This is a genomic window from Anaerobutyricum hallii, from assembly GCF_900209925.1.
Classification (GTDB): domain Bacteria; phylum Bacillota; class Clostridia; order Lachnospirales; family Lachnospiraceae; genus Anaerobutyricum; species Anaerobutyricum soehngenii.
The window spans coordinates 3,099,104-3,116,191 of sequence record NZ_LT907978.1 but is presented as its reverse complement, the minus strand read 5'-3'; the positions used below and the strand labels follow the sequence as shown (position 1 = coordinate 3,116,191).

Sequence of the window (17,088 nt, the reverse complement as noted above, 5' to 3'; positions counted from 1 at the left end):
GGGAAAACAGACGAAAATAAAAAGAATAGACGATAACAAATGTAAAGATATCGCTGCGTAGAAAATGCCTGTTCGGCATTTTTACTTGCTCTCACATTACATTTGTTATCGTCTATTCTTTTTATTTTCTGTGTTTTGGCTCCAGAAGGAATGAATGGAATAGTCTTTGGAGGAGAGAAAGAGGGGGAGAAATCAGAAGTTTACTGCTTGCTCGGAAGGTATCTCTGTCAGGGAATTTTATTAATCTGTTTCCACATTACATTTGTTATAGTCTATTATTTTTTATTTTCTGTGTTTTGGCTCCAGAAGGAATGAATGCAATAGTCTTTGGAGGAGAGAAAGAGGGGGAGAAATCAGAAGTCTACTGCTTGCTCGGAAGGATATATAGTCAGAAGTCTATTTTCTCTCTTTAATGAGTAGTAAAAATGAAAGAGATTGTCATTTTCCAGAATATTAAAGAAATCGCCTTTATATTTATAGTACACAATGATAGTTGGTGATATCATTGTATCATCATTGACAATATCAGAATAAGCCACAACCTTCTGTCCCCTTCCCCATTTCTTTCCCAAAGACTATTGCATTCATTCCTTCTGGAGCCAAAACACAGAAAAAAGAAATAATGCCATATCCCAGATGCGGCTTCGGAGCACGTTTAAGATGCGGATGAGCATCTTAAACACAGCGACTACAGAGCAGATGGGATATGGCATTATTTCTTTTTTCGTTTGTTTTCCCCTAATGAATTAAAGAGTAAACCCTTCTTGCCATATCGTGGAATATCCATATGAGACTCATTCCGATGGCAAGTCCTAATGCACATTGGACGGTTTTAGAACCATATATTGCGGCATACTGCCATTGCCTTTGAACAGCATAGCTCATCGTGTAGTAGAGAGAACCGCCGGGAATCAAAACAACAACAGAGATGATAAGAAAAAGTGTGGTGGGAGCTTTTCTTATTTTTGCAATGACTTCGGAGTAAATCGCAGCAAAGGCGCTTGCAAATAGTGAGGAAATAAAAATATCGAACCCCCAGGTATTAGCAATAACATAAATAACCCAAGTCAGTACGCCACCTAAAGCTGCAGGAAAAATGTGTCTAAACTGCAAATGAAACAGGAATCCGAATCCGGCAGCTCCGATAAAAGCCGCAAAGAACTGAAGTATCATAATACACCTCCCACAAACCAGATAGCGCACATGAATCCACAGGCAAGAGCGCCAGCCCATAGAAGAGATTCTACGAGTCGCATTATACCGGAAATCGTATCTCCGATTAAAATATCCCGTATAGAATTGGTCATAAGAATACCGGGAATCAACAGCATAATATCTCCGATCATAACTTTATCTACATGAATTACCGGAAAAAAGAAGGCAGTAATACAAATGCCGGTACCGATAAAGAGGGAACAGAAAAATTGAAGAATAAAGGTATTACTGCATATAGAATTTAAATGCCTTTGTAAAAAACAAAGGAGAAAAGCAAAGATAACAGCAATAGCCCCATCTAAGATCGTTCCACCGAAAAAGACAGAGAACCCGCCGGCACCAAGCATACTTCCCAGATAAATAGTATAAGGTGCAGGTTTTATTTTTGAAATTTTGTTTATTTCATCTTTCAAATCTGTTAAAGAAAGGGGGGCGGCACAGCATTGTCTGCTTAATGCATTTGCCTGTTCTAATTTAAAAAAATCTGTGCCGGCAGGGGTGGTAATCCTGCGAGTTTGTGTATATTCTTCTCCCTCAGGAAATACCATTGTAACAACAATACTTGATGTAATTGCAAAAACATTCATCTGACTGGCACCGTAGGCATGTCCCATTCGATTAAGCGTTTCCTCCACACGACTGACTTCGGCGCCATTGGTCAGCATAATTTCAGCCAGATTTAATAATTCATGTAAAATAGCATTCGGTGAGCTCAATGAAATTCTCCTTTCAACAAAATATGATATAGTATATCACAAATTTAAAGTACTATTGGAATCTTTTTAATCAGAGAACTATTTCACCATAAGAAAACAGCAGAGGAAGTCAACAGGAAAAACGGAATTCCTTATATAAATATCAGTTTCTTGAAATTTGATTTTCTGGAAAGTCATATCTTTCTGGAAAATCTTCATTCCCACCAATTGTAGATTTAGTATTTGAAAAGCTTTTCAATTGTTTCTAATGGATTTTCTGTTGGGTCATAAGAAAATTCTTGGCAGAAGTTTTTCTGTTCAGGTGATAATTCAGTGTTACTAAAGTCAAGTGTCAGTAATTGCTCCAGGTCTTTCAAATACATAGATGGATAAAATTTCTTTATAAAATTACCAAATATTTTTGGAAGATATTCCAAATAATAAATAGGCTTTTTGGTGATTGAGAAGTTTCCGGCATGTTTGCTGCTGTTTGTAATCAACATATCGGAAAGGTACATCATATCATTAAGCGAAATTTTATTTTTAATATAACCAAATTTAGAAGAATATTGGTATGGTAACTGGTAGGATAGTTCTACAAGATCCCAGTTATTTGTAATTACAAACCAGTCATCGTCTATATAATCCATGATTTTTTTTAGGTTAAAATTATCAAAAAGGTTTACAGGTTCTGAACCATCTTCGGGTTCGGGTTTTTGTCCAACTAAAAGTATGGATAGTATTTTTTTACCTTTTGCTTGCGGAAAATAGAATTCCAATTGTTTTTTTACAGTAGTTCTTTTCTCTTCTTGAAGAATATCCCAGGAAATAGGTAGAGGAATATCATCTAAAAAGGTAACATTATCTTCCCATTCATAAAAAGAGTGGAAAAGTTTAGCTGTAAATGGAGAGCCGGGCATTACATGTGTACAGCGTATGAATGTCTGTTTCTTTGGTTGGTCAGGATTATCATGGTATTTCATAAAAATATTAAATTGATAATCAAAAGGTGTTGCTAAGAGCAAACGGCGCTCTCTTTCGGAAGCACTAGGTATTTTGATTGGAATAGAAGGATCCATACAAATGATATTTTGGGCTTCAGTACAAAAAGTTCGGCGTGCATCTTCCATTTTAGTATTGATTAGAGGAATCTTTGTTGCTGTTTTGTTGAGATAGTATTCAAATTCCACTTCTGGAAGAGCAGTCATGAGATTGTCTTTTACAAGCTGCAGATCAGTGTTTAGTCCACGTCCACGGGTACTTACAAATGAAATAGTTTTTTTACTCATTTTACTTTCCCTCCATGTATGAATTAATCAGGTTTGCAATTCTTTCACAACTATGTCCATCGCAGGCAGACATATATTTTTCAACAAAAGAATTCATCTTATTTGTAAGAATATGTTTTTCAGGATGTGTTAAATAGTCTGTCAGTTCTTCTTGATTTGTATATACATCTCCAGGCAGATCTTCTGGATAATTAAGATAAAATCCTCGGTCATAGGTTGGCAGATCATAGCAGAAGAATGCGATAGGTTTACGAAGTAGTGCATATTCAAATATAACAGAAGAATAATCAGTGATTAGCATATCTGAAATAAGCATATAATCATTTGTTGAAAAATCTCTCATTACGCGTATGTTTTTGTATTTTTTTGGAAGAATATCGTTCTTCATTACCGGATGTGGGCAGATTAAAAGTACTTGATTAGGAAGTAAATCTTTTGAAAGACGATCAAAATCAAGTTCAGGATGGAATTCACTTCTATCACATCCAACATCTCGGAAAGTAGGCGCATAAACAAGAACAGATTTTCCAATCAAACTAGGATGCCGGAAATAGATTTTTCGTTTTGTTTTAGTAATCAGATGTTTGTTAAAGTAATCATCTGTTCGTGGGCAGCCTAATGCTTTTACTTTATTATAATTTACATCAAATGCATCCGCATAGATAGAACGTAAATTTTCTCCACTTACACATACAAGATTATACTGTGCATGTGTGGCTCTGTCTTCAGGTAAAGAAAGATTTGTTCCGCGCTGTCCAAACTTTTTAAATGCACCGCAAGCATGCCATAGCTGAATAACTCGCTGTTCCGGGCGTAAAGGGAAATATCTTAAATATTTTACATAGTCATCTGTTACGATTACCTTACTGGTAAGGATTTCCTCAGTCATTTCAAGGGCTGTTTGAGGATTATGTGGTAAACGTTTTGCACAGATTGTCTTTTTACCTTTGATAAAGGGATATAGAGCCTTTGCATTTCCTTCAAGATGCCCATCTGCACGGGGAGAAACAAATAAAACCTGATTTTTCAGTGGCTTTTTCTGGAAAGAAGCTGCCTTTTTATTCCATGCTTGTTCTTCTTCCGTCTCATCAGAGAGAAGACGGAATTTCATGCCAGATTCTGCCGGAGAGTAGAGTATTTCAGCGCTATTTAATGTAATTGTTTTATCTTTTAAGTATTCTTTAATAAAAGATAGAGTTTTATCTGTTGCAATGTAATCAATAAAAGTTTCTTTTTTATTATTGTAAAGAAGCAAACCATCTAAGCGGTATGCGTAACTGCCTTTTGTATAACATAATTTTATCAATTCTGGAAGCTCTTCGCTAAAATCTAAATGGAGACTTCTTACAAAATCAACACAGAAGAATTTGTTAGCTAATGTAGCATCCATAAAGAGGGAAAAATTATATTTCATTCCATTTTTTAAAGATGTAGAGGCGATTTTACTGAAAAGCAATGGCTGTGGATTATCATATTCTTTATGATAAATTCCCTCACTGATGAAATCATACTGCTGCTTCATAAGCTGCCGATAAGCCAGGCGGAAAGAACCAACGGCATAAGTGATTTCAGCATCACAAAAAGTAATATATGGTGTCTGAGCATTATTCAAAGCAGTAGCAAATAATTCTTTTTTAGAATTACTATCTTCAAAGAAAAGATTATCTTGTAACAACCCTTCTTTTTCGATATCAGCTTTCATAGAAACAGGTACAACTATTTTCATAAATATGAGATTCTGTTTTATTAGTGAATCTAAAGACTTCATAAAGTTGTCTTTATTTGTTTTATCACCATAGAGTACTGCAGTAAAAAATGCGTTTTTAAGAACGTCCTCTTTAGATGACTTAATATCATATAAAGAAAATTCTGGGAAAGAGAGACTGAGGGTAGAAATTACTTTCATATCCAGAATCTTTAATTTGTTATTTATTTCATCCACAAGTAACTGAATTGTGTTTGAATCTAAGGACCAGAACTGAATATAAAACTGGTTCAGCATAATCTGTAGCTGCTTTTGAATAATTGTATTCAAGTAGTTATGAATATCTGGATTCTGTTCTCGTGCATCATCAATAGAACTGTACTCAGGATAATCCCTTAAAAAGCTTTCTTCTGCAGAATGAAGAATCATCTGATGAGCAGTAATGTAATCTTTGATTTTACTTGGTGAGATAGAGGCCGTAATAGAATCCATATCATCATATCTTCGATAATGGAAGATAATATAATCCAATCCAACAATTTTTGAGCAGCGATATAAAAACTGAGTAAGAAAAGCGCCATCTTCTGAGTAAGAAATTGGTGGTAAGCGAAGATGATGTTTTTCGATAAGACTTCTTCTGAAAAGTTTATTAGACAGAGAGAAAGTCCATAAAATATCGGTGTTATACTTATCAATTTCTTCTAATTCAATTAAATTATCGAGATTATGGATTTCTATAGTTGTATGTCGGTTAAAAATATCGTATTTTCCGATTAATAAATCAGAATGTTTTTCAGAAATCGTATCATACATAGTGGATAAAGCCTCGGGTTCTAGAAGATCGTCCGCATCAAAAAAGAAGACATATTCTCCCTGTGCAATATCTAGTCCTGCATTTCTTGCGGAAGAAGGACCGCCATTTTCTTTATCAATAATAATTAAATTAGGGTAATTCTTTTTATAAGAATTCAATATAGACAAGGTATTGTCAGAAGAACCGTCATTAATTACGATAACTTCATATTCGGAATTATCCATTGTCTGTAAAAAAATGCTGTCCATTGTTTCAGACAGGTATTCTTCTGCATTATATGCAGCAATAATAACTGATATTTTTTTCATATCTATTCATCCTTTTTCCTAATAAGTGGTTGTGTAATTGTAAAAAATATATATTTACAAAACATGAATATATTTTTTTATTATATACTATTTATTATATTATGACAATATTGTGGAGAAATTTAGTAATAATATGTTTGGAATATCGTAAGTTAAGAGATGTTTTTTTACGTTGATAAACGATATATTTAGTGATAATATATGTAAAGCGACTTTTAGAAAGAGAGGGAAATATGCTATTTAAAGAAAAAAAATTTATAAAGTTTACTGTAATAATAGTTACATTATGTATGTTGTTTTTAGGAGAGACAGTATCTGCAAATGCAAAAGTAGATAAAAGAAAGGATTTATCAGAAATAAAAACAATAAAAATAGTAAATAAGAAAAAAGTTTTGTATACAAATACATGGTATACCTTAAAAGTAAAAACGAATAAGAAAAAAATTTCTAAGAATATAATCTGGAAGTCAAGTAATCCTTCTGTTGCAAAAATTTCTACAAAAGGAAAAATAACTGCAAGAAAAACAGGAACTACCAGAATAACTGCAATAGAAGAAAAAAGTAATATTCATACTTCATACACTGTTCAGGTGAAAAAATCCAAAGGATTAAAAAAAATTAAGATAATTTCCAAAAAGAAAAAGCTATTAGAAGGAGAGTCTGTAAAGCTGCGTTTGAAAAGAATTCCTGCAAATACAACTTATAAAGACGTAAAATGGATATCCAGTAATAAAAATATTGCAACAGTATCTGAAAAAGGTGTTGTACAGGCTAAGAAAGCAGGAGTTGTCACTATCAGAGCAAAAGAACCTTTTACGAAGAAAACATCAAAGATTAAATTAAAGATTAAAGAACAGCATATTCCAGTGACAGGAATTTGGTGGAAGTCCAAAATAACGTCTATGGAAGTTGGAGAAAAGATTAAATTAAATGCACAGATAGAACCATGGAATGCAACAAATAAAAAGATTATTTATTCCTCGAGTGATAAAACAAAAGTATCAATTGATACAAACAGGGGGGTGCTTACAGCTCTTCGTCCAACGGAATACGTAGAAGTAAGAGCAACTAGTGTTGATGGAAAGTATAGAGCAACATATCAATTGAAGATTACAAAAAGTAAAGGTTATCTTACAAAACAAAGTCTTGATAAGTTAAATCTTACGAATGTAACAAAGCTTATGATTGTTGCACATCCGGACGATGAAACTTTGTGGGGAGGATCCCATTTGATTGATTCGGATTATCTGGTAGTCTGTATGTCAAATGGCTGGTATAAAAAAAGAAGTTCTGATTTTGAAAGGGTAATGAACCAGACAGGTGACCCACATATTATTTTAGATTATCCAGATATAAGAAAAGATTGGGTTACAAATGGTCAATATGCATATGAAATGGACTTATATTCTACGTGTAAAAATGCGATGCAGGAGGATATAGAACTTTTATTAAATTATAAGAAATGGGATGAAGTTATTACACATAATCCAGATGGTGAATATGGGAAGTTACATCACCAAATGGTAAGCGATATGGTTACAAAAGTATTTCAAAAAAGCCTTAAAGGTAAATCGAAGCTGTATTACTTTGGTCATTATTATAAAAAAGGGGAACAAATTCCGGGCAATAAAATCAGTGAGGAAAACCTTCAAATAAAAGAAAGATTGGTTAATGAATACCAGCCAACAGCAAAAGGAGCAATAGAAGCATTTGGACATATGATACCTTATGAAAACTGGGTATTAGCAGAGGATTGGAAGTAATATGAATACAAAAGGAATAAATTTTAAAGATATAGCTAAATATGCAATATGTTTTGTAACGATGTTTGCATTGAGCTGGCTGTTCCCCTATACAGGTGATGACTGGGCATGGGGAAGTCAGATTGGACTGGATAGACTGCATACATGGTTTGATAATTACAGTGGAAGATATGTTGGAAATTTGATTGTTCTGGCATTGACTCGTTCTAATCTGTTGAAATCACTAGCAATGGCTGTTGCTATAACTGGAATTATACTTTTACTGGAAAGACTAATTAAAGAAAGATGGTCTTTTTATGTAAGTATTGTTTTATTAATATGTTTACCCAAGGCAGTTTTGAGACAGGCAGTGGTATGGACAGCAGGATTTTCTAATTATGTGACCTCGATCTTTTTTACGCTGATTTATATTGTTTATATTTATTGGATATTTGATGAAAAACCAAATCGAAATAAGCTGCGCCAAAGAATATTACCGTGTATTCCGCTGGTTGCGTTGGGAATGATTAATACATTAATTGTGGAAAATGTCACTCTTTATAACGTAGTGCTGGGGATAGCCATAATTATATATGTGCTATTCCGATATCATAAAGTATTGATTCAGCATGTATGTTACTTTGCAGGCACTATTTGTGGAACAGCATATATGTTCTCTAATTCAGTATATCATTCGATTTCTAGCAATGCAGATGGTTATCGTAGTGTGGCAAAAGGCGGAATTATATCACAGGCATTAAAGAATTATTTTGATGTTATTTATAAAGAATATTTTATGAATAATATTGTTTTAAACTTATTTATTCTGTGTGTATGCTATGTTATCTATGTGAATTATAAAAAGCAGAGTGTAGAAAGTAAAAATAAATTAGGTAAAGTGTTAGCAGTTTGCTTAGGAATAATGACTTGTTATAATGCATGGAGCCTTTTTTCTTATATTGGTCTTGGTACAGTGACAAAACAAACTTTATTAATTGTTATTGAGGGAAGCGCAACAGTGGCAGCGGGTATATCATTAATTATTTTTGCTTTAATTATGGCAATTCATTATACAAATTTTTGGAGAATTTTATTTGTTGCATGTAGTGTACTTTGTATGGCAGCTCCATTATTTGCTGTAAATCCAATTGGAAGCCGCTGTTTCTTTCCATCCTACGTATTATTTGTTCTGTTTGCAGAAGAATTATGTAGAATTGTGGCAGATAATTTTATAATAGTAATAAATGAGAAGATTCTTAAGCGTGTAGCAGTAACGATTGTTGGGGTAGGAATGGTATTTTATTTGTGTATCTTTGCATCAGTATATCGAGCAGACCACCAAAGAATCTCTTACATAAGGGATAAAGTGTCAGCCGGTGAAAAAAAGATTGAAATATTACATCTTCCATATGAATCTTATATATGGACTCCCACACCAAATAAAGGGGAAATATGGGAGAAAAGATATAAATTGTTTTATGACATTCCACAGAATGTTACGCTGAACTCTGTTTGGGTATATAGTAAATAAAAATAAGGTCACCGCATTGATCTTCGTGTGGTGACCTTATTTTTATTTAAATAGTTTTGATAATTTACAAAAAGATTTTGTAGAAGATTTTTTTTGATTTTCCGCAGTAAAGCGATTTTTAGCTTTGTGTGTTGTAAAGGTAGTTAAATAAGCATATCGCTCTTCAGAATTAGAAGCATCTGTAAGTTTTTGATCGATTTGTGAAAATGCAATAAATTCTTTAGGATCATAGTGATATGTATAGGCATCGGTTTTGCAGACATTATTTTCAGCGGTCTGATTATCAATCCAAGAATGGACACATTTATCAGTCCAAAAGATATTCTCGGCAATTTTTCTAGATGGATTACCAGCCCATGAAGTGTTAGAGGGTATTTCTTTTCCACTGACAACACTTAATGCACCAATAATACTTCCAGAATGTATTTGTGTTCCTTTTAAAATCATGGCAGATTGCCCTATCCAGACATGATCACCAAGATAAATGCTTTTTGTAGGATTTATACGTTTTTTGCTATCTGTATGATAAATTAAATGAGGATCAGCAATACGCATCCAAATACCAAAGGAGAATAATCCATCATCTCCAATGAAGATATGTTTCTGTTCCGAGAGAATGGCAGAAAGTTTTCCATTAAAATAATTATTTTGACCTACATAAAAAGCAGAATTATTATAAGTAACAACATCTAATTTGTATAAATGCTTATTTCGGCATAGATAGATAACAGAATTATTTCCATTAAATGTCAAAATAGAATTTGTGAGATGTACATGCTCATCACAGTACAGAATATTATTTTTTCCATTAAAAATAATAGAAGAGTTATCTAGTGTAGGTAATGTGCCAATGAAGCGGTTATTTTGAGGAAGATCATTTAGTAAGCTTGGGTCAGTAATTTTTAACATAATTCCTCCTGTTTATATGGTAGTTTCTTGAGAAAATAAATTTTTCAATGAAGAGAAAGGATTTTGTGTAGTATTGTAGGCAAACTCCTGACAAAAGCGACTTTCTTCTTCGGATAATTCCGTCTGGTCATAGTCAAGTGTCATTAATTCTCCTGCTGTTTCTAGATATAGATCTGGATAATATTGTTTCATGTATCTTCCAAAATGCTTTTTTCCGTAATTTAGATAATACACTGGTTTGTTTTCAGAGGCAAAGGTACAAGCATGTTTACTGCTGTTTGTGACCAACATATCTGAGAAATAAAGCAGATTATCAAAACCGAATACACCCTTCATATATCCAAAACATTTTGCATACGAAAAAGGAAGTTTGCCAGACATTTCAAGAAGATTGATATTATTGGTAAGTAAAAACCAGTTATCTCCGATTTCATTCAGAAATTTTTTTAAGTCTAAATCGGAAAAGAGTTCTGTCATTTCCTCTGGAGCAGTTTGATTTACTGTAAGAATAGTCAGTATTTTTTTCCCCTTTGCTTCTGGATAAAGGTATTCTAAGTTGTTTCGTACATTTGCTTTTGTTTCTTTGGATGTGATATCCCAGGCAAGAGGGAGACACATACCGTCTAGAAAAGTAGCATTTTCAAATTCATAAAAGTTTTTAAGAAAATTACTGAAAAAAGGAGAACCCGGGAGTACATGAGTACAGCGAAAGAAGGTCTTCTTATGTGCTAATTCAGGGTCTTCTGTAAACTTTAAGTATTCATTAAAAAGATAATCATAAGGGACTAAAGTTAAAAGTCGTCGTTCTTCCGGTAAAGCAGGAGAAAGTTTCACTGGAATAGAAGGATCCATACAGATAATATTTCTGGTGTTATCACAGAAGGAGAGACGGGCCCTTTCTAACTGTTTGTTGGCGGCAGGAACTTTCGTAGCGGTGTTTTTCAGATAGTATTCAAAAGTTATGTCAGAAAGGTTCAATGCCAGATAGTCCTGTATTAATTTTAAATCGATATTCATTGCCCTGCCACGTGTGCTAAGAAATGAAATGGTAGCTCTACTCATACTAGTTCTCCTCCATATAAGAATTAATTAATGCTGCAATTCGTTTGCAACTGTGACCATCACAGGCAGACATATATTTTTGCATAAAAGCAGTATATTTGTCTGTCAGAACTTGCTTTTCAGGACTTCTGAGATATTCTGTAAGCTCTTCCTGTGTTTTGAATATATCTCCTGGCAAATCATCTGGATACTTCAGATAAAAATCTCTGTCATATCTTAAAAGGTCATAGCAGAAGAATGCGATTGGTTTGCCTAGTAAAGCATACTCAAAAATGACAGAAGAATAGTCTGTAATCAGCATATCAGAAATCAACATATAATCATTTGTAGAAAAATCTCTTACTTCCAATATATTATGATATTTGTGTGGCAAAATAGGAGCATCCATTACCGGGTGAGGGCAAATTAATAAAACTTGATTTGGAAGCAGAGACTTTGAAAGTAAGTCAAAATCAATTTCCGGATGAAATTCATTTCGATTACCGTCGGTGTCCCTAAATGTAGGGGCATAGACGAGTACAGATTTAAAAAGCAACTTTGGATGCTTTAAATAAATCTGTCGTTTTTTCTTCGAAATCAGTTTTTTATTAAAATAATAATCTGTTCTTGGTACACCTAGAGCCTGTACTTTCTGATAATTAACATCAAAGGCATCCGCATAAATGGAACGTATTTGTTCACCACTGACAGATACAAGATTATACTGTGCATGGGTAGCAATATCTGTAGGAACAGGGATATTAGTTCCACGCTGACCAAACTTCTTAAATGCACCGCAGGCATGCCAGAGCTGAATGACACGTTGTTCTGGACGAAGAGGAAAATATCTTAGATACTTGACATAATCATCAGTTACAATTACTTTGCTTGTAAGAATTGCTTCGGACATTGCAAGAGCAGCGTCATTATCGTGTGGTAACTTGTGTGCACAGATTTCTTTTTCACCTTTGATATAAGGGTAAAGAGCAAGTGCATTTCCCTCAAGTTCGCCATCGGAGCGAACAGAAACAAAGGCAACTTTATTTTGTAGTTTTTTCTTTTTTAGCTTTTCCACTTCTTTTGCCCATGGCTGTTCCGCTTCCGTTTCTGGAATTGGACGAAACTTTTCTCCGGACTCTAAAGGATTATAAAGTAATTCAGGGCTATTTAAAGTCACAGATTTTGCTTTAAAATATTCTTTTAACAGAGAAAGAGATTTTTCTGTTTCTGTATATTTCAGGAAAGATTCCTCTGTGCCATTGTAAATGACAAGTTCATCAAAATTATAAAGGTAATATCCAGTATGGTAACATTTGTCCAGAAAGTCTATAATATCAAGGTTGAAATTGATATTCTGATTTCTTAAAAATGAAACAGAGAAGAACTTATTAGCTAAAGTTGCTTCCATTCCAAGACATAACGTATCATATTGATTAGAAGCCAAGAAGTCTGCGGTAATATGACTGTAGATTAATGGCTGCAAACTGCCATAATTTTTGTGATAGATAGCTTCTGTAACAAAGTCCATATATAATCTGCTGAATAATTTGTTCACACGGCGGAACGCACCTGTAGAATATACGATTTTCTCATCACAAAAAACAATGTGAGAAGTTGTTGCTTCATCTAACGCTTTATTAAAAAGGTTCTTTTTGGAATTACAATCTGTGAAAATAATATTTTTCTGTAATAATTTCTTAGTCTGAATAACAACTTTCATAGAAGAAGGAACAATAATCTTGATAAATACCATATTCTGTTCCGTTAAAGATTTCAGACAGGATAGGAAGTTCTCCTTCGTGCTGTCATCACCATAGAGAACGGCTGTCAGGCTGGCGAATTTTAATACTTCTTCAGAATCGGCACTTAAAGCAGTTAATGGCAATTCTGGAAGAGCGGCTCTTAGTTCACAGAAACTCTTCATATCTAATAAGTTTAATTTATCATTAATCTGGGCAAGAAGGAACTGGGCAGTAGAAGAATCTAAAGTCCAGAACTTGGCATAAAAACGATTTAATAAAATAAGCAGTTCTTTATGAATGATTGTGTTTAAATAATCACTGATTTCCTCATTATCTGCCATAGCATCCTCGATTGTTGTATACACAGGGAAGTCTCGCAAAAAACTTTCCTTTGCACAATCAAGAATCATTTCATGTGCAGTAAGATAGTCCCTGATTTTTGATTTAGAAACGGAAGCTGTAATGGACTGTGCGTCTTCTTCATTATATCTTCTGTAATGGAAGATTACCTGATTAAGACCGGTAATCTTAGAAGAGAGATACAAAAACTGAACAAGAAAAGCTCCATCCTCTGAATAAGAAATATCCGGAAAACGTAACGTATATTTCTCAATTAATTCCCGTTTGAATAACTTGTTTGATAAAGAAAAGGTCCATAGAATGTCGGTATTATATTTATCAATATCATCAAGAGTAACTAGATTATCAAGTGTGTGAACGGCAGAAAGCTTATAAGTGTTCAACACATCATAGGTTCCGATAACTAAGTCTGCGCTTTTAGTCACTGCTTTGGTAAACATAGCCTCAAGAGCATTATTGATAAGAAGATCATCTGCGTCAAAAAAATAAATATATTCGCCTTTTGCAACAGTAAGTCCGGCATTACGGGCAGAAGCAGGTCCACCATTCTCTTGGTTGATAACAGTTATATTTGAATGTGATTTTTTGTATTTCTGTAAAATGTCTGCTGTGTGATCGGAAGAACCATCATTAACGATAATAATATCATAATCAGAGTCGGGCATGGTTTGTGAAACTACGCTGTCTAATGTTTCTGTAAGATACTTTTCCGCGTTATATGCAGGTATGATTACAGATATTTTTAAATCTTTTTTCATAGTATACTTCCTTTTAAATAAATTGTTGTAGAGTCTGATTTGAATATAACATAGTTTGATTGTGGTGACAAGAAAGGATAAGAAAGGATATAGTATGGAAAACTAATGAATAGACAGAGTATTACAGATGTAGATTTATATAAGAATTGACAGGAGAATATTATAGATGTAGAATTTAAAAAATGAAAAAATGATAACAGAGGAGAAAATATGAAAAATAAAGTAAAGAAGATATTTTTAATGATTTTGTTATGTAAAGGTGTAGTTTTTTAGAAAAAAGGAAGGAAAAAATGAAAAAATACGACTATTTAATTGTTGGAGCAGGTCTTTTTGGAGCTGTTTTTGCATGCGAAATGACGAAAACAGGGAAAAAATGTCTTGTAATTGATAAAAGAGACCATATAGCAGGTAATATTTACTGTGAGAATATAGAAGGAATTAATGTACATAAATATGGTGCACATATTTTTCATACGTCAAATAAAGAAGTATGGGATTATGTGAATCAGTTTGCAGAGTTTAATAATTATATTAATTCTCCGGTAGCAAGATATAAAGATGAATTGTATAACTTGCCATTTAATATGAACACATTCAGTAAGATGTTTCATATTGTAACTCCGGCTGAAGCAAGAGCAAAGATTCAGGCAGAGATTGAGGAGTTAGGTATTACAGAGCCTAAGAACTTAGAAGAACAGGCTCTTTCTCTGGTTGGACGTTCTGTATATGAAAAGCTGATAAAGGGGTATACCGAGAAACAGTGGGGAAGAGACTGTAAGGAACTTCCTGCATTTATTATTAAGCGTCTTCCTCTTCGTTTTATATATGATAATAATTATTTTAATGACCGTTTTCAGGGAATTCCTATGGGTGGATATACGGCTATTGTAGAGAAAATGTTAGAAGGTTCTGATATTTTGCTGAATACAGATTATTATGAGTTTAGAAAAGAGAATCCAGATATTGCTGCTAAAACAGTATACACGGGAATGCTTGACCAGTATTTTGATTACAAATATGGCGTATTAGAATATAGAAGTGTTCGCTTTGAAACAGAGAAGCTGGATATGGAGAACTATCAGGGTAATGCAGTAGTAAATTATACTGAGCGTGAAGTTCCATATACCCGTATTATTGAACATAAACATTTTGAATATGGAACACAGCCAGTTACGGTAATTTCCAGAGAATATCCAAGCGAATGGAAACTGGGAGAGGAGCCTTATTATCCAGTGAATAATGATAAAAATGAAGAAGTGGCCCAAAAATATCGTGAGTTAGCAGATAAAGAGGAAACGGTGATTTTTGGAGGTCGTCTCGGAGAATACAGATATTATGATATGGATAAAGTAATTGAAGTAGCATTAAAGGTAGTAGAACGGGAAAAAGGCAATTTAAAATAATCTTTTCCTCTTGATTTCCTAACCATTTTAAGTATAATAAGTAGTATAAAGAAGTAATTAATATCACAGGGGTTATCAAAGAAGGTATATTTGTTTGTAACAAGTATGCCTTCTTTTTTCTTTTTTGGAATTAGAATATAATCAGAAGGGGTAATTAAAGGGGTAATTTTTACTTTTTATATGCGATTTATATATGATGAAGTGGTATGAGGGATTAGTACATAGAGAGGTGAGATGTATGAATACTTTACAGACAAATGACTGGCTGATTTTGAATTCTATTATTTATGAGATTTATACAACGGCGGATTTCGATCAGATGAGAAGGAAGTTTTTAGAGCAGATGAAGATGCTTGTGGATTTTGACAGTGCAGATTTTTATCTGGCAGCTTCTGGGGAGGAATACCATCTTAAAGCTCCGGTTACATATCATTGTGATGAGGATTTATCGGAGGTTTATGACAGTATTGACTACAGTAGAGGGATTATGTACAGTGGGAAGAGTATCGTATATCGTGAGACAGATATTATTTCTGATGATATGAGAGTGAAAACGGAGTATTATCAGAAGGTATATAAGCCGAATAACTGGCATTATTCTTTGCAGATGATCATGGCAAAAGAGAAGAAGTTTCTTGGAGTGGTAACGATGTACCGCAATATTGGGAAGAATGATTTTAGTCATGATGAAGTATTTTTGGTGGACACGTTGAAGGATCATATGGCGTACAGATTATGGCAGCAGAAACAAAGTCGTATGCAGTTTGGGGAGAAGCTTACGGTGTCGGCAGCGACGGAGAAGTTTGGGCTTACAAAGCAGGAACATAATATTTTGCATCTGTTAATGGAAGGAAAGGATAACAGTTTTATCTGCGATTATTTATCTATTAGTATCAATACGTTAAAGAAGCATATTTTAAATATCTATCGGAAGCTGGGAATCCGTAACAGGGTACAGCTGTTTAAGAAGATAAGGGAAAAGGAATAAAAGTAAATTTATTACGTTATTTGTGAGTACATATTTAAAAAAATAATTAAAAAGTAGTAAGAAAATGGTTAAATGGGTGACTTGTATTAAATATCTTAATGGAGTATAGTCACAAGTATCAAAAGCAAGGGAGCTGTATGTGATAGATACAGCTTCCTTTTTTTATTTATTTTTTTATTATGGTATGAATAAAGGAGGATATAGCATATGAAGGAATTAGTTATGATTATTCGACCGGAGAAGTTAGAAGATATTAAGCATATTTTAGATGATGTGAATTGTGGAGGTATGACGTTATCAACGGTTATGGGATGTGGAACCCAGAAAGGTGTGGCAGATAGTGAGGGCGCTGTGAATGAGATTAAGGGATTTAAGACGACGATTAATCTGCTGCCAAAGATTCGTATAGAAGTTGTTGTGGAAGATAAGGCAGTGGAACCGATTATTATGGCGGTTAGGGAAAAATGTGCAACCGATCATGTTGGTGATGGTAAGATTTTTATTCGCAATATTGAAGAGGCGGTGCGACTTCGAACAGGTGAGAGAGGTCTGAAGGCTTTATAGTTTGAAATTTAGATAGATTTAGAA

General features: G+C 33.7%; 12 protein-coding genes. 5 read left to right on the top strand and 7 right to left on the bottom strand.

The window, feature by feature from the left end:
* Positions 1 to 738: 738 nt before the first annotated feature.
* The 4 genes from EHLA_RS14115 to EHLA_RS14100 form a co-directional block, all read right to left on the bottom strand.
* Entirely contained in the window at positions 739 to 1,173 is a 435-nt protein-coding gene (locus EHLA_RS14115; RefSeq protein WP_157908604.1) for a threonine/serine exporter family protein, read from the bottom strand.
* Positions 1,170 to 1,931 carry a threonine/serine exporter family protein gene (locus EHLA_RS14110; RefSeq protein WP_242970734.1) on the bottom strand — a complete coding sequence of 254 codons (762 nt, stop codon included), beginning with the start codon at positions 1,929 to 1,931 and terminating at the stop codon, positions 1,170 to 1,172. The genes EHLA_RS14115 and EHLA_RS14110 overlap by 4 nt, the downstream gene beginning before the upstream one ends.
* Positions 1,932 to 2,146: 215 nt before the next feature.
* The gene (locus EHLA_RS14105) at positions 2,147 to 3,199 is read right to left on the bottom strand and encodes a hypothetical protein (RefSeq protein WP_096241251.1); all 1,053 of its coding nucleotides are present in this window, start codon (positions 3,197 to 3,199) and stop codon (positions 2,147 to 2,149) included.
* Between the two features lies 1 nt (position 3,200).
* The gene (locus EHLA_RS14100) at positions 3,201 to 6,026 is read right to left on the bottom strand and encodes a bifunctional glycosyltransferase/CDP-glycerol:glycerophosphate glycerophosphotransferase (RefSeq protein WP_096241250.1); all 2,826 of its coding nucleotides are present in this window, start codon (positions 6,024 to 6,026) and stop codon (positions 3,201 to 3,203) included.
* A 233-nt stretch (positions 6,027 to 6,259) separates the two neighbouring features.
* Between EHLA_RS14100 and EHLA_RS14095 the strand changes: the two genes are divergently transcribed.
* Positions 6,260 to 7,789 carry an Ig-like domain-containing protein gene (locus tag EHLA_RS14095; protein ID WP_096241249.1) on the top strand — a complete coding sequence of 510 codons (1,530 nt, stop codon included), beginning with the start codon at positions 6,260 to 6,262 and terminating at the stop codon, positions 7,787 to 7,789.
* A gap of 1 nt (position 7,790) precedes the next feature.
* Positions 7,791 to 9,299: a DUF6056 family protein gene (locus EHLA_RS14090; protein WP_096241248.1), complete on the top strand. Its 1,509-nt coding sequence runs from the start codon at positions 7,791 to 7,793 to the stop codon at positions 9,297 to 9,299.
* Between the two features lie 42 nt (positions 9,300 to 9,341).
* Here EHLA_RS14090 and EHLA_RS14085 read toward each other — a convergent pair whose 3' ends face one another.
* From EHLA_RS14085 to EHLA_RS14075, 3 genes are read right to left on the bottom strand one after another with little or no spacing between them, the layout of a single operon-like run.
* Positions 9,342 to 10,208: an acyltransferase gene (locus tag EHLA_RS14085; protein WP_096241247.1), complete on the bottom strand. Its 867-nt coding sequence runs from the start codon at positions 10,206 to 10,208 to the stop codon at positions 9,342 to 9,344.
* A gap of 12 nt (positions 10,209 to 10,220) precedes the next feature.
* Positions 10,221 to 11,270: a CDP-glycerol glycerophosphotransferase family protein gene (locus EHLA_RS14080; protein ID WP_096241246.1), complete on the bottom strand. Its 1,050-nt coding sequence runs from the start codon at positions 11,268 to 11,270 to the stop codon at positions 10,221 to 10,223.
* A 1-nt stretch (position 11,271) separates the two neighbouring features.
* Positions 11,272 to 14,109, bottom strand: coding sequence for a bifunctional glycosyltransferase/CDP-glycerol:glycerophosphate glycerophosphotransferase (locus EHLA_RS14075; RefSeq protein ID WP_096241245.1), 2,838 nt, complete (start codon positions 14,107 to 14,109; stop codon positions 11,272 to 11,274).
* A 290-nt stretch (positions 14,110 to 14,399) separates the two neighbouring features.
* Between EHLA_RS14075 and glf the strand changes: the two genes are divergently transcribed.
* From glf to EHLA_RS14060, 3 genes are all read left to right on the top strand, one after another.
* Positions 14,400 to 15,512 (top strand): UDP-galactopyranose mutase, encoded by a 1,113-nt coding sequence (glf, locus tag EHLA_RS14070; RefSeq protein ID WP_096241244.1) that lies wholly within the window; start codon positions 14,400 to 14,402, stop codon positions 15,510 to 15,512.
* 238 nt (positions 15,513 to 15,750) lie between these two features.
* Positions 15,751 to 16,500 carry a helix-turn-helix domain-containing protein gene (locus EHLA_RS14065; RefSeq protein ID WP_096241243.1) on the top strand — a complete coding sequence of 250 codons (750 nt, stop codon included), beginning with the start codon at positions 15,751 to 15,753 and terminating at the stop codon, positions 16,498 to 16,500.
* 207 nt (positions 16,501 to 16,707) lie between these two features.
* The gene (locus EHLA_RS14060) at positions 16,708 to 17,064 is read left to right on the top strand and encodes a P-II family nitrogen regulator (RefSeq protein ID WP_096241242.1); all 357 of its coding nucleotides are present in this window, start codon (positions 16,708 to 16,710) and stop codon (positions 17,062 to 17,064) included.
* The last annotated feature ends 24 nt before the right edge of the window (positions 17,065 to 17,088 follow it).

Coding starts and splice junctions, on each gene's coding strand:
- EHLA_RS14095 (WP_096241249.1), top strand. CDS start 6,260: ATGCTATTTAAAGAAAAAAAATTTATAAAGTTTACTGTAATAATAGTT.
- EHLA_RS14065 (WP_096241243.1), top strand. CDS start 15,751: ATGAATACTTTACAGACAAATGACTGGCTGATTTTGAATTCTATTATT.
- EHLA_RS14100 (WP_096241250.1), bottom strand. CDS start 6,026: ATGAAAAAAATATCAGTTATTATTGCTGCATATAATGCAGAAGAATAC.
- EHLA_RS14090 (WP_096241248.1), top strand. CDS start 7,791: ATGAATACAAAAGGAATAAATTTTAAAGATATAGCTAAATATGCAATA.
- EHLA_RS14115 (WP_157908604.1), bottom strand. CDS start 1,173: ATGATACTTCAGTTCTTTGCGGCTTTTATCGGAGCTGCCGGATTCGGA.
- EHLA_RS14080 (WP_096241246.1), bottom strand. CDS start 11,270: ATGAGTAGAGCTACCATTTCATTTCTTAGCACACGTGGCAGGGCAATG.
- EHLA_RS14060 (WP_096241242.1), top strand. CDS start 16,708: ATGAAGGAATTAGTTATGATTATTCGACCGGAGAAGTTAGAAGATATT.
- EHLA_RS14075 (WP_096241245.1), bottom strand. CDS start 14,109: ATGAAAAAAGATTTAAAAATATCTGTAATCATACCTGCATATAACGCG.
- glf (WP_096241244.1), top strand. CDS start 14,400: ATGAAAAAATACGACTATTTAATTGTTGGAGCAGGTCTTTTTGGAGCT.
- EHLA_RS14085 (WP_096241247.1), bottom strand. CDS start 10,208: ATGTTAAAAATTACTGACCCAAGCTTACTAAATGATCTTCCTCAAAAT.
- EHLA_RS14105 (WP_096241251.1), bottom strand. CDS start 3,199: ATGAGTAAAAAAACTATTTCATTTGTAAGTACCCGTGGACGTGGACTA.